This window comes from Legionella wadsworthii DSM 21896 = ATCC 33877, assembly GCF_000701265.1.
Classification (GTDB): domain Bacteria; phylum Pseudomonadota; class Gammaproteobacteria; order Legionellales; family Legionellaceae; genus Legionella; species Legionella wadsworthii.
Map to the genome: position 1 here is coordinate 489321 of NZ_KL370759.1, position 21668 is coordinate 510988.

Sequence of the window (21668 nt, forward strand, 5' to 3'; positions counted from 1 at the left end):
TATGCTTAATGAGTTCTGATTTTTATGCAACAACGTTTTGTTCATTTACGTGTCCACTCCGAATTTTCTTTAGTTGACGGTTTAGTTCGAGTGAAGCCTTTAATGAAAGTTCTACCTTCAAGAGGTATGTATTCTGTTGCCGTAACTGATTATTGCAATTTGTTTGCTGCGGTTAAACATTACAAAAGCGCTATCGAAGCTGGAATTAAACCCATTATTGGGAGTGATTTACCTTGCCATGACCCCGAACAGCCCGAACGAGTTTCATCTATCGTCCTTTTATGCCTTAATTCTCGTGGATATAAAAATTTAACTTGTCTTATTTCCAAAGCCTATCAAGAAGGCCAACATTTAGGACAACCAAGAGTCCATAACCATTGGATCCATGAATACTCTGACGGTCTTATTGCTTTATCGGGTGGAAAATTCGGAGATATTGGGCAAGCTTTATTGGCAAATGATGTCGATTTAGCGGCAAGCCGGGCTTTATATTGGCAAAGGATTTTTCCAGATCGTTTCTATTTAGAAATACAACGCACAGGCCGACCCGATGAAACGCTCTATAATGAAAAACTAATTGCTTTAGCTGATGAATTGAAATTACCTCTGGTGGCAACCAATGATGTTCGTTTTATTGACAAAGAAGATTTTGATGCCCATGAAGCGCGTGTTTGCATCCATGAAGGGTATACTTTGGCTGATCCAAGAAGAGAACAAGTTTACAGCGCCCAACAGTACTTAAGATCAGCGGATGAGATGCTTGCTTTATTTTCGGATTTACCCTCTGCAATAGAAAATACAGTTGAAATCAGCAAACGCTGCACTGTTAAGCTGGATTTAGGGAATAATTACCTACCTAATTTCCCTATTCCTGATGGATCGACAGTTGAAAATTATTTATCGCATTTATCGCAAGTCGGTTTAGAAGAACGTTTACAGCAGATATTTAAGAATAAATCTCCTGCAGAATTCCAGGAGTCAAGAAAAGAATATGATCAGCGCTTGCAAGTAGAATTAAACGTAATTAATAACATGGGATTCGCAGGTTACTTTCTCATTGTTGCTGATTTCATCCAATGGGCAAAAAAAAATGGGGTTCCCGTTGGTCCAGGACGTGGTTCAGGGGCTGGATCATTGGTTGCTTATGCATTAAAAATTACCGATCTCGATCCTCTGGAATATGAATTACTTTTTGAACGATTCTTAAACCCTGAGCGGGTATCCATGCCCGATTTCGATATTGATTTTTGTATGGAGGGCCGCGACCGGGTTATTGATTATGTTGCTGAAAAATATGGCAGACAAAGCGTTTCCCAGATTATCACGTTTGGTACCATGGCTGCAAAAGCTGTGGTTCGAGATGTTGGGCGAGTATTAGGCCACCCCTATGGTTTTGTAGATAAATTAGCCAAATTAATTCCCTTTGAAATTGGAATTACCTTAAGTAAAGCATTGGAGCAAGAAGATGAATTAAAACGTCGTTATGCAGAAGAAGAGGAGGTTAAAGAGCTTATAGATTTAGCATTAAAACTGGAAGGTATTACACGTAATGCCGGAAAGCATGCCGGAGGAGTAGTCATTGCGCCTTCCCAGCTGACCGATTTTACTGCAATTTATTGTGAAGAGGGCTCTACCCAAATTGTGAGCCAGTTTGATAAAGATGATGTTGAAGCTGCAGGTTTGGTCAAATTTGACTTTTTAGGGTTGCGTACCCTGACGATTATTGATTGGGCATTGGCCACAGTCAATAAGAAGCGTGATCTGGAAGGATTGCCTCCAGTGGATATCAGTCAAATCCCTACAGATGATGCTGCGACTTTCGATTTATTAAAAGCCTGTAAAACAACGGCTGTGTTTCAGCTGGAGTCGCGAGGGATGAAGGAGCTCATTAATCGCTTACAGCCAGATTGTTTTGAAGACATTATTGCATTAGTGGCTTTATTCAGACCCGGTCCGTTGCAATCGGGAATGGTTGATGATTTTATTGATCGAAAACATGGGCGTGCGGCTGTTGATTATCCTCATCCTGATTTGGAGCCCATCCTAAAACCGACTTATGGTGTCATCCTGTATCAAGAGCAAGTCATGCAAATCGCACAGGTATTAGCAAATTATACCCTCGGGGCTGCGGACCTGTTACGTCGGGCAATGGGAAAGAAAAAGCCTGAGGAAATGGCAAAGCAGAGAGAGATTTTTACTCAAGGAGCAACGGCAAGAGGTGTGGATGAAAAAGTAGCCACCCATATTTTTGATTTGATGGAAAAGTTTGCAGGGTATGGTTTCAACAAATCGCACTCAGCAGCTTATGCCTTGGTAGCGTATCAAACAGCTTGGCTCAAGGCTCATTATCCTGCTGCATTTATGGCGGCGGTGATGTCTTCGGATATGGATAATACTGACAAAGTAGTGACCTTTATCGACGAATGTGCCCACATGAAATTGAAGATTTTGCCTCCTTCCATTAATCAATCAATGTATCCTTTCACTGTGGCGGATGATTCCAGCATTATTTATGGATTGGGTGCAATAAAAGGGGTTGGAGAGTCTGCTATTGATTGTATTACAGAAGCTCGTGACGCAGCAGGAAAATATACCGACCTATTTAGTTTTTGCCAACGTCTTGATCTGCGTAAGGTCAATCGGCGTGTTTTGGAAGCATTGATTAAAAGCGGGGCTTTCGATGACTGGAATGTGGAACGAGCCATATTGACTGCCTCCTTGGAAAAAGCATTGAAAGTGGCAGAAAAAGAACACCAAAATCAATCCAGCGGACAATTTGATTTATTTTCTTTATTAGAAGATGAAGGCAACGGACAAGAATATATTCCGTGCAAACCCTGGTCTGAAGCTCAAAGGTTAGAAGGTGAACGTGAGGTTTTGGGCTTTTATTTGACAGGTCATCCTGCTGATCAATATCGACGTGAATTTAGTGATTTTATCGTTTCTATTAGCCAATTAAATCCTTCAATCCATAAAAAATCCATTATTTGCGCGCAAATAGTAGGGATACGTAAGATCCTTACAAAGCGAGGTAAAAAATTAGTAATATTGGGAATGGATGACTCAACCGCTCGGCTTGATGTGGTTGTATTTGGCGAGCTTTTTGAATCTTCTTGTTCTGGCATGGGCACTGGGAATATGTTGGTGATAGAAGGGGAAGTGGCTCATGATGATTATAATGGGGGTGTAAAAATGACTGCCAGTCATCTTTATGATGTGCCCACAGCGAGAACTAAATTTGCTCGATGTCTGGAATTGCGCTTACACGCTGAAAATCATGGCATTTTAGCTTCCATTAAATCCCTGTTAAATGCTCATGCGGGTCATTGTTCAGTACAATTTTCATACAGCAATGAACATGCTAAAGCACAGTTGAGTTTAGCGCCACAGTGGCAAGTAATGCCCAGTGACGAGTTGCTGGGACATTTAAGTAATCTATTGGGAGAGGAAAAGGTCGTTATGCGCTATTAATGTAAAAACTATCGAGCCTGACTGTAAACAGCCAGGGTAGGGATACAAAACCTATTGTGTTCCAGCGGATAATTTTTCTTTAATTTTTAATTATTGAGTAATTGGTCCATTTTTGCTGCACAAATAAAATCATTATGGCTCAAACCATTGAGCGCATGAGTCATAAAACTTACGTGGCAATAATTATAACCAATTTCTAAATCTGGATGATGATTTTCAGTGTTTGCTATCCATGCAAGAGCGTTCACAAAAGCCATGGTTTCATAAAAATTTTTAAAAGACAAATTTCGCTTTATGATTCGATTGTCTGCGCTCACTTCCCAATTTTTATTCAGCTGCGGCATTAAATTTTTAATTTGTTCGGAATTTAATGCTGCCCCTATCCCTTCACATGATTCACAATGTTTACTACTTAGATCACTTGTCATTTTTTTTCCTTTACTTGCAGGGTAATTTCTACTTTGGACAAATTGCTGCGATTTGATATGCTCTAATCTCTCCGAGTACGGATTCCGCGAACTCTGCCGCGGAAAAACGGAGGTATGCTGCGCCATGCATTATTTTGGCTCATTCTAGAGAATTGTCAACAGACTCTAATAATAACTACCTAATGCTTCAAGAAAACGATTATTTTGCTCTTTAGTTCCTATTGTTACTCGAATGTAATGGTTCATTTTATAGGGGTGTAAAGGACGCACGATAATACCTTGCTCTAATAAATAGTTGTAGAGTAACAGACCATCTTCTTTGCAATTAAAGGTAAGAAAATTGCAAGCGGAAGGTAAATAATCAATTTCTAATTGCTCGAAGCCTTCTTTAATTTGTTGCATTCCTTCCGAATTTATCCGGAAGCTGGATTGTATGAATTCTTCATCATCTAAAGCAGCGTGTGCCGCGGTCAAAGCGACTTGATTTACGGTAAAAGGTAATTGAATACGTTGCATGAGTTCAATAATTGAAGGATGAGCCATGGCATATCCTAACCGAACACCCGCTAATCCATATATTTTTGAAAAAGTGCGGGTAATAATTAAATTAGGAAATTGAGTCAGCCATTCGATGCTGTTGCAGCTTAATTGAGATTCTGCATATTCATAATAAGCCTCATCAACGACCAACAAGGTACTTTCGGGAATATTTTCCAGTAGATATTTTATTTTTTTTTGATCAATGAGGACTCCCGTTGGATTATTAGGGTTTGCTAAAAAAATAATAGATGTTTTTGATGTACAGTTTTGAATTATTTTTTCTATATTCACTTGCCAATCTGAGGCTACGGATATTGTTCGAACCGGTATATTCAGAGTATTTGCTTGAATTTCATAAGTACTGAATGCATATTCATGGGTCATAATGTGCTTGTCTTGATGCAATGCAAAACAATTGAGAAGAATCGTGTAAATATAATCTGAACCATTACTCACAAAGAGTTGATTGGTTTGAAGTGCGAGTTTATTTGCGAGCCTTGGAATGAGCGGATGGTTACTGGGTGAAGGGTAAGTGGCGAGATGATGAGGCGACATTTCTCTTATTGCTGCAAGAGATAATGGGCTACAGCCCAAAGGATTTTCATTACTTGCCAATTTGATAATATTATGGGAACTAATTCCTTTTTCACGTGCTAATTCTTCAATAGATTTACCAGGTTTATAGGGGACTAAAGATTGTATGCCCGGGTGAGGTAATTGCTGAAAATTAACTGCCATAAAACTCCCTATTTAAAAATTTTTTCTCATATTATCCAAGCTTTAGCTTTCTGTCACGAAATGAGTAAAAATTAATAGCCAAGTCTATTTTATCTCTTGAATTTTAGTTTTTAGGGCGCTAATCTTTGCCTGGCAAACCAACCACAGGAAATGGAATATGATGAAGCAAAAGGGATTTTCCCTTACTGAAGTATTGGTATCATTATTGTTAGTGACTACTTTGACGCTGGGTTTATTACAACAGCAAAGGCAGAGTGAACAAATACTAAAGCAATTAATTATAAAGACTCAAGGTTTACTTATTCTGAATCAAATCGAAGAAACTCTAATAGCAGGGGCAAGAAAAATTCCTCAGGTGTCCTCTACCTATCATTTGAAAGTACAAAATCAGAATAATGAATTAATCATTCAACTTGCTTGGAATCAACAAATCGGTTCTATCACCCGAAATCACCAACGGGTAGGTAGTTTACTATGAATATCCAAAGGGGAATCAGTCTCGCTGAATTGCTAATCAGCCTTTTTTTAGCAAGCGTGATGATGCTGATTTTAATCCAGCTTTATTTGAACAGTAAGAAAGAATACCTTGAAATAGAAAAAACACTGGAGCGACAATTCGATTTACAATGGGTCAGTAATTTAATAAGCGACAGTATTAGACGCGCGGGCTTCACCCCATGTTTGAGTATCGATCGTTTGCAAATTATCGATCATAGAAATCATCAAAACAAAATCCAATCCTTACGGATTCAAAATGAACCAAACCCTATTGTGCAAGTAAACCGTATGAATGAACAATTCTCAAAAATCATCCAAATCCATGGCGCCAAAATTTTAGTGCAAAATCCAGCAAAAGTTCATAAAAACAGGCTGCTTCTTATCGCAGATTGTGAGCATGCTGAAGTGATTGATCAATTCAATATAGAAAAAAATAAAGAAACATCCTTAATCACTTTGGGCCGACCCCTGTTTTTTATGTATGATAACGCAGCTTATATAGGTGAGTTTTTTGAAGAGAAGTGGTTTATCAAGAAAAACCTCCAAAATAAAAATACTTTGCATTATACATTGCTGCAAACAGAAGAGGTGACGCCTTTAGTTCATTCAATGAAAGTACAAGTTCGTCGTCTAAAAGAGAAGCAATTGCTTCAAATATCCATGGAATTGGAAGGGAAGGAAAAACACCAGCTCAAAATTCTTGTGCGTGGGTTATGAATCAGTCTTTTACAAAGAAATGTAGAAGAGAATGGCTTTACCCACAGCCAAAATTTTCGAACCGCCGTCCTAGAGATACAGGTTTTATTCTATTAATGACCTTACTCATTCTGGCTGTGATTAGCTTGTTAGTATTGAACTCAATGCATCATGTTTTGCTGTACTACAAAGCAATAAATAAACAAGAAGTGTTTCATGATCGTTTTTACCAATTAGAACATATTGCCTTGCAATTAGTGCAACAAAATAAATCATTGAATCCAGACTGTATTCTACATTCCGATTCTGCAAACCAGGTAGTTCAAGATCTTCAAAATCGCAAAGGCTGTATCTTAGTTAACGGTTTCAGCCAGTATCAATATATATTGGAAGAATTGGGGGAATTTCCCTGTTTGGTAGTCCATCTCAGAGGAAAAAAACTTGCAACCCGTCATCAGAGAGTGACAGTAGTCTCTATGGGAAACCATATACCTATATCAGTGATACAAATGCGGGTTATACATTCTGCCAGGGCAATTCCCTGCCTGAGAAAGAAAGAACATTCAGTCCCTTTAGGTATTAGTAGTTGGCGATATATATCTTATTTATCAATGTAAAATTTTCTTATGATAAAGGCGTCATTGAAAATTCTTTGTGATTAATGGCCCCTTGTTCTCTTAGATACTCTCCACAGCTTTTCTGTGATGCCGCGGCTCGGGAACTCAACCAATAAATGTTCCGTCACTTTGTCTGAGAGATGGATTCCCGCCTACGCGGGAATGACAAGTTGTGGGGCATTTGAAAGATGAGCTTTTGCCGTCCTGCGGAAATAACAGGATTTGCGCATTGGGATGTATTTACGACTAGCGAGGAATGACAGTTTGGGTATTCCTCGCTTGCAAAGAATAACAGGTGTTTGATCCTCCTCTATACGCAGGAATTACTTTTGTATCTTGTCATTCCCGCGTAGGCGGGAATCCATCTCTCAGGCAACACGACTAATCGTTTATGGAACATCGGGGAATGACAAGGTCGTGAGCATTTGAAAGATGGTTTTCCACCACGCGGGAATCCATAGTATATTTTACTACAATTACTTTAGAGAGATCGATTACCGCACTTGTATGAAAAAACAGGATTATGTTTGAAGGAGATGGATTGAGATGAATAGATAATATTAATAATATTTCTTGAGCTAGATTAAGCCTGGTTGTATTGTAAGAGATATGATAAAGAAAGAGAATTTTGGTGCGATTTCATAATATTTCTAATTTTAAATATTGGCCGCAGATTGCCGTTCTTATTTTTTTACTCGCTGGATATGCAGCGTACCGATATTTTGCTTTTTATGATACCCGATCTAGCGATGCATATATTTCTGCACATGTAATTGATATGAGTTCATTGGTTTCTGGATCTGTAACTCATATCTATATTCATGAAAATCAAAAAGTAAAAAAAGGAGATAAACTTCTAGGCATAGATCCGCTTCCTTATACTTATGCAGTACAACGGGCTAAAGCTAAATTAGAAATGGCACAATCGAATTATCAAAATGAAAAGCAAGACTTAGCCAAAGCTAAAATTTCAACCGCAAGGTCTGAATTGGATGAAGCAAATTACTATTTAAATCATACTACCCTTGTGGCGCCGGAAGATGGATATATCAGTAATTTCAATTTACGCATCGGCCAATATATCAAAGCTGAAGAAGGATTATTTGCCCTTATTGAAAATGGAAAATGGTGGGTGGTAACTCGCTACCGTGAAACCGCTATTCGTCTCATTCATCCAGGGGACAAAGCAAAAATTATGATAGATATGTATCCAGGAAAAGTCTTTCATGGACATGTAGAGAGTATAGGCTGGGGAATAAATCGGGAACAACGTGGAGATGCCGCACCTTCACCGCTAGTTTATTTACAGGCAACCGAAGATTGGATACGCATTGCACAAAGATTTCCCGTACGGATCTCTATTGATGAAATTTCTGAGGAATACCCTCTGCGAATTGGTGCAAGCGCCACGACAATTACTTACAGGTGAATGTGTGTTTTTCTGGCCTAGAACAGTGGAAAACAGGGCGGCCATTAGAACAGCATTCGCTGCAGTGATTGCAGTATTAATTTCTTTTAAATTTCATTTGGAAACTCCGTTTTGGTCTGGAATGAGTGTTGTCATTGTTTCCAATTTATATACAGGCAATATTATTGATAAAGCCACAATGCGTCTCGTTGGCACAGTTGCCGGTGCATTCTTGGGTTTTTATATCGCTGGATTGGTAACGAACAGTTTTTTACTCTATTTTCTTTCTTGCTTTTTGATCGTCAGCATGGGGGCTTATTATTACAGCTTTAGTATTAATGGTTATGCATATTTATTAGGCGCTCTGTGCGCATTTATTATTATTTCGCAAATAGCGATAAACCCCCACAATGCATTTTTAGTTGCAATATGGAGACCAGTGGAAATTGGAATTGGTGTTTTAGTTTCAGCGCTTAGTGCCTATTTTATTTTTCCAAATCATTTAAAGGACAATATTGATGCGCAAATAACTGAAATTTTCCAAGATTTTTCCGCAGAATTAGATCAGTTGTTCCATATGCTGGACGAAGGGATGTTCGATTTTGAATTGTTATCACAAAATCATTTAAAAATAAAAAAGAAATTACGTAAATCAAGAGAATTGATTGGCGCAATGACGTATGAATTGGGGGTTACTAAAGAGAGAGTGGATCAGGTAAGGGCTTTATTAAATACATTTTATGATCTAGCAAGGCAAATACATTATCTAATCCTTATCTCTACGCAACATCGCGATTTGACTGTGGTGCAATCATTACCTCTAAAATCAATTTTATATGCAATCCAATCGGATCTGAGGCAAATTCAGGAATCTTTTTCTAATCCGAAGGATACTTCGATGGAGTTAAAAACAACTCCTATCATCAAGTATTTAGATAATGATATAGGACAAAACTCAACAAAGAAGGGAGGGGCATTCTCCTTTTTAAATGCGCCAGAAGGTACAAATACAGAAATAAACAATCATTTTTTTAGAAGTAATTTCATCTATGCTTTTGTACATTTCCTGCATCAAATGAACCAAAGTCTTTTTTTAATGCAATCCCTGCTAAGCAGTATTCCTATCACGCTGGCGCCGAAATTCCATATCATAAAAAACCAAGACAGAATACGCACAGATATGAATGTGATCAAAAGGAGCATCAAAGCGGGAGTGTCAGTGATTTTGGCTTTGGGTTTTTGGATGGTCACGAATTGGCAAGGAGGGCTTAATGGGATTATCAGTAGCCTCGTACTCTCTATTCGTAAAAATCTTTTTGAAATGAAAAATGTGAGCATCCATCGTTTTCTTGGTTGTTCTTTAGGTGGAGGGGTTGCGTTATTTTCCTTATTTTTTATTAAAATGACCCTTTATGATTTTATTTTAATTTTCTTTGTATCCATTTGGTTCTTTTCCTATTTTATGTTCAAGTTACCCAAATATTCTTATATAGGATTGCAAGCAAATATTGCCTTAATCATTTCTTTAGCTCAGGAGGGAGGGCCGCCGGTTTATCTTTCCCCTCCATTACAGCGTTTGAGTGGGATCGTTATCGGGATTATTGCAAGTTTCCTAGTCGCCAATTTAATATGGCGATCTGATGTTTGGACTATATTAGGCCGATATATTAATAAATTGTATTTGTTAATGGGGCAAAACCTAAAACAAATTCTTTTAACATCAGGCAATGAAATCAAGTTGCATGATTTGGCCAATTTATTTTGGTCTTCCCGAGAACTTCTTGAAACTATGGAAGATGAACCTTTAAGCATCAAAAAGAAAAATCTTCTGGCTCAAATGACGAAACAATTTGAGTCATTGGTGATGATACAAGCAACAATAAGTCATATTTTACTGAGTATTGATAGAACAAAAGTTGAGGAAACCTCACGTTTATTAGGTTATGAATTATCAAATTATGAACTGGCGGTTTGGGAAACATATCAAAAACATGATGTGGCTAAAGGGTTAAAATTACGCTATGAATTACAAGAGCTACTATCAAAAGCTGACACAAAAAGAATAATGACACCAATTTCCAATGAGGACTTTAGAGGTTTTTTAGTTTATATCACTGCATTAGATCAACTTATCGCGCACATTTTTTAAAAATTTTCCCTTACCTCATTTTTATCATATATTTGTTTGTGTGTTCGTATAAAATTATTTAACATCAATTAATTATAGAAGAGATATTGAATGCAATGAATTGTTCTAAATATTTACTTGATGTTTAAAAATCACCATTAAGCGTTGCAAAATATTCCATAACGTGTAAAAATTGTCCGCCTATGAAAATGAAAACTATCTCGATTACAATTATTGCCGCAATCACCTTAAGCGTTACCATGTGGTGGTTTTGGCCCGTGAAGAAACCATCAACCCTGTTTCGGCAGGCTGATTTTTCGCGCTTACCCGGATGGAAATCCGCAGATCTGAAAAAATCATTAATGACTTTTCAGACTTCTTGCCGTGCTTTCATCAAACAAAATCCAGAACAGACAGTAGGTACGGATCATATTGATCTACAAGTCAAAGATTGGCAACCGGCTTGTAACGCAGCTTTAAAAATTTCCCCTATTGATGAAAATGAAGCAAAACATTTTTTTGAAAAATGGTTTACCCCCGTTGAGTTTACAAGTCCTGGTGAAAAACCTGGCTTATTTACTGGCTACTATGTTCCTCTAATAAAGGGAAGTTTTACCAAATCGAAAGAGTTTCATGTACCTCTTTATGAAACCCCTGATGATCTGATTACCACAGATTTAGGTCTATTCTTTAACGATATAAAAAATCGCCGTCTCGTTGGTCGACTAGAAGATAAAAAACTCGTTCCTTACTATACCCGTGAACAAATTAATAATGGCGCTTTAAAAGATAAAGCCCGAGTATTAGTATGGATTAACAGCCCTATAGATCGCTTGTTTTTAGAAATACAAGGTTCCGGAATTATTGAATTAGAAGATGGTAATACAATTTATGTGGGTTATGATGCCCAAAATGGAAAACCTTATACCGCAATTGCAGGGGTTTTGATTAAAAAAGGCGTTATGACTAAAGACAACGCATCCATGCAGGCTATCAAACGTTATTTAGAAGCTCATCCCAAACAAATGGATAAAATTATCAATAAAAACCAGTCTTTTGTTTTCTTCCGAAAAATGTCTTATGGCGCTATGGGATCTCAAGGGGTCACTTTAACGCCAGGGTATTCACTGGCTATTGACAGGCAATGGGTACCAATGGGCGCCCCTTTGTGGTTAACGACAACCCGTCCCGATATCCGAAATCCTGATGAAAATAAACCCATGCAACGCCTGATGATTGCTCAAGATACTGGAGGAGCCATACGCGGTAAAGTACGTGGCGATGTCTTCTGGGGTGGTGGAGAAAAAGCAACCCTTATCGCGGGTCATATGAAAAATCAGGGGCACTATTGGATTCTTTTACCAAAACATGCGGTCTCGCGTTTAGAAAAAAATAAATTAATTTCCGGTTAAACTCTTTCAATATTGAAAAAGTTCACTCGCTTTATTCCAAGTTGGTTAGAACGAGTGAAGATTATAAAAAATCTTAGCTTTTATGTTCCGATTTAATTCTAGCTTCTATTTTTTGCTTTGCTTCCATGATTGAGGGTATCACACTATTTGCTGCATCAGTATGACTCAAGGATTCAGAGGTATTACTTTTTAAAGCATCTGCTAAGCTAATAAATTTGTATCCATTCTTTTTATATAATTCGATAATGTCTTCCAAACATAAACTGTTAAGAAGATTTGCATGAATTAACAAAATTTGTTTTCCATTTCTCCCTTTAGCATTTTTCTCAGCTCTTAAAGTCTGTTGCCAGATGTAAGCCAAATAACGTTTTTTAAATCCCGGTAGCGCTGCTGCTCTTTTCCTATAAGGGATCCTGTAGAATCGTGCATTAAACTCATAATCTTTACTGTCAATGGTAACTGGAGCAATGGTATATTGATGTTCCGCAAGATAATCATAGACTTTTTGTTTTTTTTGTCCTGTACCTTCTGCTAAATAGGGATAACGAAAATATTTTGGTTCCGTCAAAACAGGAGCTAAGATATTATCGGCATGATCAATATCTGCAATGTATTTATCCGCACTTAAATGATTCAAACTTTTGTGGGTATAAGTATGATTACCAAGGGCAAAACCTTGGTTACGAAATGTTTGCAAAAGGTCCCATTCATTTTTGGCCACGGCTTCACCAATGACAAATCCAGTCGCTGGAACTTGATTGTCGACTAATGCTTTTACCAGGGCCATAAAACGTGCCTGGGTTCTTTTCAAACTGGCTGGTGTGCTGGAACCTGATCCGACAAAAGGTAAATCGTCAATTGTAATGGCAATTTCTTTTTCTTCGGCAAAACATGGGAAATTAAGCATGCATAATATAAGTGTTACACCGGTCCATCGAAGTAACATAATATCACCTATTATTTTTATTATTTACATCTAACTATAGATGACGTTTTAAAAAAAAGTATAATTTTTATTTTTAATAAAATTATTTAATGATATACTGAACGATTTTTTATCTATTTATGAGGTTTTTACCGACCTTCTTTATTTTTCTAATTTTTGTTTTATTTTGTGTAATCCTTCAAAAATAGATTCCGAAATATAATTGGGAAAATCGTGCGGTAATTTTTTTGATACGTCTTGAATGACAGAATCTGTTTTCTCTAACATTTCATTTAAAATAATTTCTGCTCTTTCTAATGAGTAATTGGCATCCTTTGCAGTATCGGAGAAATGTCGGCGTTGAAGAGAGTACCAATGATAATGATTGTTTTTACCTTTTAAAGCCATAGCCATTTTTATTTTTTGCATTTGTAGTTGCTTCGCTTTAATCAAAGGATATGCTGACATGATATCGTATAAAGGGGTCAACCTGTAATTTCCATCAGGTTCAATAAAAAAACTGAAATTCTTTGCATGCCCGTCAATCCCTGCGAGCAACCAGAAAAAAACTTGAGCTCTGAAAAATAAGTCGCGGTCGCCAATTGAATTAGCTGAACCCAGGAGCAAATTCATAATCTCCTTAATACCTGGTCCTCCATCTGCCTGATATTTAATGTTGTAAGAAACACCTAATGCCTGGCATAGATCCTCTTGAGGCAATCGCATTATCCAGCTTTTATCCCGAGCTAAACGACGATCGAACCGCTTTACTGATAAAACCTTTATTTCCTCAAAATGAAGAATCTCGCATTCTGCTGTAGGTAAACCAAAGCTGTCTGCTAAAAGAGAGCACAGCCATTCATTTTCACAGCTGTCTCGTAAATCCACTTGCTGATGTGCGATAAACCCGATGGGTAGTTTAAAAATGTGGGTAGTCGGTGTTTCCTGGAGGGGTTCACACCACTGATTTTCATGATATAAAAATGCGGTTTTTTCTTGAGCCCCAGCAATGGAAATTCGAAAATTTTCATCTTCATAACGCATCCCTAATGGGTTGATTTGGTAATTTCTTAAAATGGAAGCAATTTTTTGCTCTGTTAAAGGTTTATACTTAATTTTTTTTTCAAATAAATGGGACGAATTAGTCGTCAATTGAATTGCACCCACACAATCTCTACCAATTCCCGCGAGTAAATCAAAGGGTTGGCTGGTTGCTATTTGAAAGCGCGATTGTATCCTCGCTCGAATTTGTTGGTTATCTGGAAGCAAATTATCAAAAAAGTTATACACGACATCGCCTGTATAAGCTTGGTGTGTCAATGGTAAGGATAAGGAAATAGGGCGGGCACCGGGTTGATTTAACCAATTTTGATCGTAGGTAAAGCGAAGGTTGGCTTGAGATGTTTTTTCAAGTATTCCCACCCTAATTCCATTCATCAAAACATAAAGAATTTGTTTTTGTTTTTTTACCATTCATTATTCCATTGATTCGTCATGTTGGTGTTGTCTTTAGGCCAGGCTTTTAGATCCAAGCGAAGCGCAGATAAAATTTTAAATAAGGTACTTAGTCTCATATTTTCGGGATTATTTTCAATCGCCGAAATAGTTTTTTGCTTTAGACCGACTAAATCTGCAACTTCCGCTTGGCTTAGGTTTAATTTTTTCCTTTGATTCTTTATCACTATGGCTAGTTCTTGCGGAGAGTGAATGAGCATAAATACTCCTAAGTTATACCCAAAAAGGAATATTTAAATTATATACCTCATAAGGGATAATTGCAATTTTATCCCCAATAGGGTGTAGAGGTTTATTTATCCCGAATAAGGGATAAAAGGGGCATTGAAGTGATTGGGGACCCTCAGAGTTAATTTTTTAAAAGGATGTCTAAAAATATAAATTAAAGTTATGCTTTAAAATTCGGACGAATTCAAATGGATTAATAAAATTGGGATAAAAACATCTATGATAAATCAATTTTTATTGGCTTTTGTGCTGCTCGTCTGGGGAATGAATTGGCCCCTCATGAAATTAGCCATGAACTATATGCCCCCTCAATGGTTTGGTTTTACGCGTATGGTGATAGCAAGTATATTTCTTTTTATATTGGTCATTTTTCAAAAAAAATTTACTTTGCCAAAACGCGGTGATATGGCGCATTTATTTTCTGTTGGTTTCTTCCAAATAGGTTTATTCACGGTATTGGTGAATTATGGCCTGTTCTACAATGGCGTAGGACATGCAGTTATTTTAGTTTATTCTACACCGCTTTGGGTTGCACCGATCGCTATTATTTTCTTTAAGGAACAATTGAATTTAATCAAGGCTTTGGGTTTACTTATTGGTATTGTAGGGATAGTTTTGCTCTTTAACCCATTGTCTTTCGATTGGTCGAATTACAATGCACTAAAAGGCAGTGCTGCCTTATTTTTCTCCGCAGTCTTGTGGGCGATTGCAATTCTTCATGTGCGGTTTTACCCTTCAGAATCGTCCATACTCCAGCTTATGCCGTGGCATTTATTAGTAGGAACAATAACACTTTTAATCAGTGCTCTTATCTTTGAACCCCACCCAGTGATTCAATGGACAAAATTTTCGATTTTATTGATTCTATATATTGGCAGGATTGCTACAGGTTTGGCATATTGGGGCGCCGTTGAGCTAAGCAAACGTTTTCCTGCAGTGACTACTTCATTGTCTTTAACTGGTGTTCCCCTTATTGGCATTATTTGTTCCATGCTATTCCTTGGAGAAGGACCCACACTGAATGTTCTCATTTCCCTGGCGATGCTGATCATCGGATTGATATGCGTAATCTTAGGTGATTATAAAGGAAGAGTTATCTCAAAGGTTGTAGAGTAAATTGATCTCCAAGAACTAAAGTTAAAATCTAAATTCAATGAGGTCCTCCTGTGGACAAGATCCTGTAGGTATACAATTTAAATAAAGGCTTGCTGCTTCCACATTTGGCTAAATGGGCCATTGCTTTGGATTAAATTCTGGAAAGGTCCTTGTTCTACGATTTTTCCTTTTTCCAGAACCACAATTCTATCCATTTGTTTTAAAGTGGCTAAGCGGTGGGCTACAATGATGGTTGTTTTATTCTGCATGATGCGCATTAATGATTTTTGAATATAACTTTCAGTAATGGAATCAAGTGCTGAGGTTGCTTCGTCCATGATTAAGATTTTGGCAGGTTTTAGATAAGCGCGAGCTATGGCAATGCGCTGTTTTTGACCACCAGACAGTTTCATGCCCCGTTCACCTACTTGAGTTAGATAACCTTGGGGTAATTGCTGGATGAATTCATCGCATTCAGCTAAAGTGGCTGCATGGTATATTTCTTCTTCGGTTGCTTCGAGATAGCCATACCGAATGTTATCTAATATGGAACGGTGAAATAAGTCTACTTGTTGGGGAACGAGGGTAATGGCTTTAAGAAGACTGTTGATGGTCACTGAGTCAATGTTTTGTCCATCAATAGTAATTTTACCTGCAGAAGGTTCAAACAGACGTAAGAGCAAATGGATTAAGGTCGATTTTCCCGCTCCAGAGCTCCCGACAATTCCCACTTTCTCCTCTGATTCAATACGTAAGTTAAAATCCTTAAACAAAAGCTGATCGGGGTTGTATTCAAAATCAATATCTTTCAGCTCAATGATTCCTTTGGAGAGTATTAATGGTTTTGCATTGGGATGGTCTACCAAATCATGAGGTAGCAGAAGAACATTCAAGGCTTGTCGAAACTCTCCAATGCCTTTAATGGCATCCCCAATGGTTTGTCCTAAGATATAAATATGGCTTAAACTCATAATGAGCAGTGTAAGGATAAAAGCAAAATCTCCCGGGGTTAAGTTTCCATAGATACGGCCATAAATCAAAAGACCCATAAAACTTGCTAATAAAGAGAAGGTCATGAGCCCCTGAAAAAAATGAAGTTTCAGTAAATCCCATTGAACTTGTTGTTCTGAATCCTTCAATGGAGCAAGGCTTAGACCTAAATGCTCTTTCTCAAATTGGGTTTGCCCGAATATTTTAGCAGTGATGATATTGCTAATGGCATCGATTAATTTTCCGCTCATCTGGTTTTTATTGCGGGCGAAACATTCTGCAGATTTTCCTACACCTTTTGAAAGCTTAAAGGTAATCAGGACAAATAATATAGTCCACACTACAAAAATTAATGAAAACCACCAAGAAACAGTTGCCAGGAAAAAAGTGACAATGATGGGGGTGGCTAGCCTTGCTATAAATCCATCAAAAAAACTGCGAATTAAAGGTTCTGTCCCAATACTGATGTCTTGAATTTTACTGGCAATGTCACCAGCAAGATTACTTTGAAAAAATTGGATGCTGTGTTTGCTAATATAGTGGAAAAGATCATCGATGATTTGCGTTTTTACGACAGGGTACATTTTCATGGCGGCATATAAATAAGCACGCATGGTGAGATTGTGATAAAGGTCCATACTGACATAAAGCACAGCGGGTATAATAATATGAGGTAATAATGTTGCTTTTGGCGTGATGCTGACAAGATTAATAATCCATTTCATAAAATAGGCTTGAAGACTGCTTTCAAAACCAGCAATGATGACGGTAATAAAAAAAATCCATAGATAAGGTTTGTTTTGACGCAGATAGGGACTTAAAAAACTAAGAATGCCTGGAATTTTTTGCATAAATAAAATCAATTAAATATTTGTTTTTAATGTAGCATTGAAGCTGAGATGAAGCCAGATCCATGCCTGTTTGATAATAAATAAAATATGCTACTGTAGCGCAGCAAAATTTTTATTGTACTAAAGGAGTGTACATCTGATTCATTATTTTATTCTCTACTCTGTGAGGCATGTTTCGCACAAGAAAATCTCTAGTTGCTTGCTTGGGTCGTGATCTCAGATGACACAACTTTCCAAAATCCCAAGACTTTTTGACAATATAATTCACTTTTTTAATTCGAATTGCATTGTATTCAAATAATGCATTTTGATTTAGACCAAATCTTTTGAGTGTGGTTGCTAAAGCGAGAGCATCTTCTATGGCCTGAGCTGCACCTTGCCCCAGATTAGGTGTCATGGCATGGGCTGCATCTCCAAGCAAACAGATTCGATGATGATTCCATTGTTTCAATGGAACCAAATCTGTTAGATCGGTGTGAATGATACGCTCAGGATGCATCGTTCGCATTAACTCAGATTGTTTTGGAAAGTGCTGATCAACGCACTTTGATAAAAATTGATATTTCTCCTTGGAAGAGAAGATACAGGATTGTTTCGCATCGAAGGTAAGATACCAATAGATTTCATTATTGCTGATAAATGAATATCCAAGTCTGCAACCTGGCGCCCAAATCTCATAAACCTCATCTTTTTTGAGTGCAGTTTCTTCATGGAGCGTGATAACCCCTCTAAAGCTGCTGCTTCCTGAATACCTTATTTGTGATTTCCCGAATATTAAATCTCTGACTAAGGAGTGTATTCCATCAGCACCGATGATAATTTTTGCTGTAATACGTTCTCCTCCATTTAGGGAAACAGTAACACTGGCATCTTGTTGTTGCACTTCAGCGATATACTGATTAAACAGAAGCGAATTTCTCTCGGTTTTTTGAAGGAGATAATTTAATAATCGAGCCCGATGGAGGGCTAAAATAGTAAATTTATATTCATTAAGATAATTTTTTAGATTGGTTTGCCTTAACATTCCTGAAAAAGTAGACATCAAGTTAATCTGGTTGATATTGCATCCAAATGGAAAAAGATCGTGAATCAACCCTAAGTGTTCATAGACTTGTAACGCATTGGGAGGAAGCCAGATACCTGCTCCGGCTTCACAAGGCTTGTCTTTACATTCCAGTATCAGTGTGGAGAAGCCTGCTTGGCGACAGGCTAATCCAGCTGTTAATCCACCAATTCCTCCCCCTATAATTAAAACATCGACCTGCGTTGAAGACATAATTTATACCTGTGATTTAAAATGACGTGCCATTCTTCTGGGTTGATTCGAGATAATGCACTTAATTAAGAATGAATATAGCAAATACTATTGCACGTAAAATAGCCTCATCGCATGAACATAAAAACAATTCCGAAAACAATGAAGAAACAACTTATTATTTGTGATCCCCATTTTATCATTAGCGAGAGTTTCGTTGAATCATTTATAGAGGTGATGAGTAAGTTCACCATCAAACTAAAAAAAATATTCGCTACACCGCCCAAAATGGCAAATAATAATCCCATATAAATGATATGTACGGTCGAGTATTGCGAATTGCCATTTAAAAATTGAGGTAAAATAGTCATAAAAAAAAGAATAAGTTTCGGATTCAAGGCATTAATAAGTATTCCCTTAAAAAAAATGGAACCTTCAGGATTAGAAACACTAATTTTTTTAGGTTTAATTAATTGAGCGAAGCCCAGGTAAATGAGGAAACCGGCACTGATGTATTTAGAATAGGAATGGAAAGGAGACCATTTTGCGATGAGACAGGTCAGTCCAGCAGTAGAGGCGGCGATATGAATGAGAGTCCCAAACTCAATACCAATAATCGAGAGCGCAATAGCACGGGAATTACGATTCAAGGTTTGCTGGGCGACATAAAACATAGCGGGCCCAGGCATGATATTTAATAAAATTGCGCTCATTAAAAGATAAGTCATCCTATTTTTCCCTTTAGCAATAATGAATTTTTTGGAACTCTTGGCTTAAGATACTTGCTCCTTTGGCTATAGAGGATGCAGGTTCACTTGTTTCCAGTGCTCGATAGACAAGATGAACAATTTCTTGCATGTGCTTTTCTTTCATTCCCCGTCGCGTCATTTCGGTTGTGGCAATTCGTATTCCACGAAACCCTTCTTTATCCCCAGGTAAATTGACGTGGTTCGTGATGATATGACAAGCCTCTAACCGATTAGCAGCAGCAAATCCTCCGCCATACTTTGTGGCATCAATGAGAATTTGATGGGTTTGGGTGTAATTTTTTTCTTGAGCAAAAACAGAAATTCCCAATGTATGTAACTGCATGGCTAAGGTTTTCGCGTTTCTTACCCCTTGTGCCATATATTCTTCGCCATATTGTTGAATCTCTAAAGAAGCTAATGTTAATGCCGCCACCCGGTTTAATTGGTAAGTGCCCACAAAATTAGGAAAAACAGTGTTGGTAATTGGTTGAACTAAATAGTCATCATTCCAAAGCAGTAATCCGCCTTGAGGACCACTAAATGTTTTACCAGTAGACCCACTTACTATAGTAGTTCCTTGTATGAAGGGATTTGCAAAGCATTTACCCGCTATCAAACCTAATTCATGGGACGCATCATAAAAAACAGGGACTTTAAATTTTTGGCAAAGGGCAGAAATCGCTCTGATGGGTTGTTCCAACAAACAAATTGAGAACCCCAGGGAGATTAACTTGGGCTTGTAGCGGTCAAGCAAATACTCGAGTTGATGAAGATCTATGGTCAAGTTATCCCTCAGAAAAGGCATCGGCACAATGTTTAAATTCAATAATCCAGGCATGCTTTGTCTGCAATTACTCGAATCACCGCCATGCATAGGCATAACGGTGATTAATGTATCGTTGGGTTGAGTCAAAGTAGAATAAACAACCTGGCATGCTTGTGTTCCGCCCATTAAACGATGATCGCAATAATTGCATTCAAACAGATCAGTCAGCAAAACGTGGCACAAGGATTCAAACTGATCAATATATTGAGTTGCCATGAAATAGCGGTTTTTTTTACCTATATACCCACTTGCAGTACGCATGCTTAAATCATCTGCAAGTAAGGAACGGACAATTTGACTCATTGGGCTTTCAGCAGCAACAAGATTAATGCATTGTTTACGCCAAGAACCATTTTTTTTTATAAGATACATCAGCATATCCTGCATCTCGGCATAAGATTGACAATGCATGAATTCTCTTCGCGATCTATGCAATAAAGCAGAATCATCGATGGCCCAATCAGTTATGAACATGCTGCGCCGCCTGTGCATTAATATTGTCCCACCAGCGGTCATCAACTGATAAAAAAGGATTGTTCTGATCGCGTACGCTCCCCCAGGTCATATTGAGCATAATCCGTGTCGCATCATATCTTAAAGGTACTGTTCGGTGTAATGTCGTATCCGCTTTTAATAAGTACACATCACCAGGGATAAATGAATAAGTATGAATGGGGTTATCACAAAAATATTGATATAAGTCAGGGGAGTCTTTATCCCAACTCGTATGAGGGACACACTGCAACATGCCACCACAATCTACAGGGGGCATTTCCACGATCCAAATTAATGCAAAACTGTAATCCCCCCAATGCCACCCATGAGTATCTCCACTGAACTCTTGCTTGGTAATGACAAATTTTTCATCTTCTTTGACTTGAGTTAACAGTTTTTCTTGAGTTATCTGTTGTAAAAATTGCAGTAAGGAATCTGATTGTCTCACTTCGCGAATGATTCTGCTGTATTCTTCGATTAATTCGCTTCGGACAACACTTAAATAGCGGGGCGTATTGTCCGTTGTTTTTAAAAGAAGATCACGCCGCTCGGCATATTGTTCCAGTAAATCATAAATTTCTTGATGAAGCCTTTGCTTTAAGTTTTGACTAACGATTTCCGGAATTTTTACAATGCCTTGACGTGAGAAATCCTCCCGTAACTTTCTGATTTTTTTGGATGTAAATACAGCATGACAATGAGAGAAAATAATCTCGTTTAATGGATTCATGATAAGTCCTTTTAGTGATGAATTTCAGAAAATATTCTTCCACTGTTGGCTATAGCAATCAATCCGATATTTT

At 37.7% G+C, this 21668-nt stretch carries 18 protein-coding genes; 8 read left to right on the forward strand and 10 right to left on the reverse strand.

The features are described from left to right. Nucleotides 1–24: 24 nt before the first annotated feature. Nucleotides 25–3471, forward strand: coding sequence for a DNA polymerase III subunit alpha (gene dnaE, locus BU07_RS0108345; protein ID WP_031565116.1), 3447 nt, complete (start codon nt 25–27; stop codon nt 3469–3471). An 86-nt stretch (nt 3472–3557) separates the two neighbouring features. On the opposite strand, the gene BU07_RS0108350 is transcribed toward dnaE, so the two are convergent. Together BU07_RS0108350 and hisC are read right to left on the reverse strand one after the other, a co-directional pair. Further along, entirely contained in the window at nt 3558–3899 is a 342-nt protein-coding gene (locus BU07_RS0108350) for a 4a-hydroxytetrahydrobiopterin dehydratase (protein ID WP_031565117.1), read from the reverse strand. A gap of 165 nt (nt 3900–4064) precedes the next feature. Further along, nucleotides 4065–5177: a histidinol-phosphate transaminase gene (gene hisC / locus BU07_RS0108355; RefSeq protein WP_031565119.1), complete on the reverse strand. Its 1113-nt coding sequence runs from the start codon at nt 5175–5177 to the stop codon at nt 4065–4067. A 157-nt stretch (nt 5178–5334) separates the two neighbouring features. Between hisC and BU07_RS0108360 the strand changes: the two genes are divergently transcribed. The 6 genes from BU07_RS0108360 (at nt 5335) to mltA (ending at nt 11936) form a co-directional block, all read left to right on the forward strand. Then, nucleotides 5335–5655 carry a prepilin-type N-terminal cleavage/methylation domain-containing protein gene (locus BU07_RS0108360; RefSeq protein WP_031565121.1) on the forward strand — a complete coding sequence of 107 codons (321 nt, stop codon included), beginning with the start codon at nt 5335–5337 and terminating at the stop codon, nt 5653–5655. Continuing rightward, nucleotides 5652–6392 (forward strand): PilW family protein, encoded by a 741-nt coding sequence (locus BU07_RS0108365; RefSeq protein WP_031565122.1) that lies wholly within the window; start codon nt 5652–5654, stop codon nt 6390–6392. The genes BU07_RS0108360 and BU07_RS0108365 overlap by 4 nt, the downstream gene beginning before the upstream one ends. After that, nucleotides 6389–6988 carry a type II secretion system protein gene (locus BU07_RS0108370; RefSeq protein ID WP_242601850.1) on the forward strand — a complete coding sequence of 200 codons (600 nt, stop codon included), beginning with the start codon at nt 6389–6391 and terminating at the stop codon, nt 6986–6988. The genes BU07_RS0108365 and BU07_RS0108370 overlap by 4 nt, the downstream gene beginning before the upstream one ends. A gap of 631 nt (nt 6989–7619) precedes the next feature. Then, complete coding sequence (locus tag BU07_RS0108375) at nt 7620–8417, forward strand: efflux RND transporter periplasmic adaptor subunit (RefSeq protein WP_172459791.1); 798 nt, start codon at nt 7620–7622, stop codon at nt 8415–8417. Beyond that, the gene (locus tag BU07_RS0108380) at nt 8353–10545 is read left to right on the forward strand and encodes an FUSC family protein (RefSeq protein WP_084157815.1); all 2193 of its coding nucleotides are present in this window, start codon (nt 8353–8355) and stop codon (nt 10543–10545) included. The genes BU07_RS0108375 and BU07_RS0108380 overlap by 65 nt, the downstream gene beginning before the upstream one ends. Before the next feature lie 182 nt (nt 10546–10727). Beyond that, complete coding sequence (gene mltA / locus BU07_RS0108385) at nt 10728–11936, forward strand: murein transglycosylase A (RefSeq protein ID WP_031565130.1); 1209 nt, start codon at nt 10728–10730, stop codon at nt 11934–11936. A gap of 73 nt (nt 11937–12009) precedes the next feature. On the opposite strand, the gene BU07_RS0108390 is transcribed toward mltA, so the two are convergent. From BU07_RS0108390 to BU07_RS0108400, 3 genes are all read right to left on the reverse strand, one after another. Next, on the reverse strand, nt 12010–12882 hold the full coding sequence (locus BU07_RS0108390) for a polysaccharide deacetylase family protein (RefSeq protein WP_031565132.1): 873 nt from the start codon (nt 12880–12882) through the stop codon (nt 12010–12012). Between the two features lie 141 nt (nt 12883–13023). Beyond that, nucleotides 13024–14334 carry a type II toxin-antitoxin system HipA family toxin gene (locus BU07_RS0108395; protein WP_031565134.1) on the reverse strand — a complete coding sequence of 437 codons (1311 nt, stop codon included), beginning with the start codon at nt 14332–14334 and terminating at the stop codon, nt 13024–13026. Then, on the reverse strand, nt 14328–14576 hold the full coding sequence (locus BU07_RS0108400) for a helix-turn-helix domain-containing protein (protein WP_031565136.1): 249 nt from the start codon (nt 14574–14576) through the stop codon (nt 14328–14330). Before BU07_RS0108400 ends, BU07_RS0108395 begins: the two co-directional genes overlap by 7 nt. Before the next feature lie 247 nt (nt 14577–14823). On the opposite strand from BU07_RS0108400, the gene BU07_RS0108405 reads away from it, so the two are divergent. Continuing rightward, the gene (locus BU07_RS0108405; RefSeq protein WP_031565138.1) at nt 14824–15720 is read left to right on the forward strand and encodes a DMT family transporter; all 897 of its coding nucleotides are present in this window, start codon (nt 14824–14826) and stop codon (nt 15718–15720) included. Nucleotides 15721–15797: 77 nt separating this feature from the next. Here the strand turns inward: BU07_RS0108405 and BU07_RS0108410 are convergent, their stop codons facing one another. From BU07_RS0108410 to BU07_RS0108430, 5 genes are all read right to left on the reverse strand, one after another. Continuing rightward, the gene (locus BU07_RS0108410) at nt 15798–17540 is read right to left on the reverse strand and encodes an ABC transporter ATP-binding protein (RefSeq protein WP_051635514.1); all 1743 of its coding nucleotides are present in this window, start codon (nt 17538–17540) and stop codon (nt 15798–15800) included. Nucleotides 17541–17652: 112 nt separating this feature from the next. Next, the gene (locus BU07_RS0108415; protein ID WP_031565142.1) at nt 17653–18816 is read right to left on the reverse strand and encodes an FAD-dependent monooxygenase; all 1164 of its coding nucleotides are present in this window, start codon (nt 18814–18816) and stop codon (nt 17653–17655) included. Nucleotides 18817–18923: 107 nt separating this feature from the next. Beyond that, nucleotides 18924–19523 carry a LysE family translocator gene (locus BU07_RS0108420; protein ID WP_035899033.1) on the reverse strand — a complete coding sequence of 200 codons (600 nt, stop codon included), beginning with the start codon at nt 19521–19523 and terminating at the stop codon, nt 18924–18926. Nucleotides 19524–19536: 13 nt separating this feature from the next. Beyond that, the gene (locus tag BU07_RS0108425; RefSeq protein WP_035899034.1) at nt 19537–20844 is read right to left on the reverse strand and encodes an aminotransferase class I/II-fold pyridoxal phosphate-dependent enzyme; all 1308 of its coding nucleotides are present in this window, start codon (nt 20842–20844) and stop codon (nt 19537–19539) included. Further along, a complete protein-coding gene (locus BU07_RS0108430) occupies nt 20831–21595 on the reverse strand; it encodes a HalD/BesD family halogenase (protein ID WP_031565146.1) in 765 nt (254 codons plus the stop codon). Before BU07_RS0108430 ends, BU07_RS0108425 begins: the two co-directional genes overlap by 14 nt. Nucleotides 21596–21668: the final 73 nt, after the last annotated feature.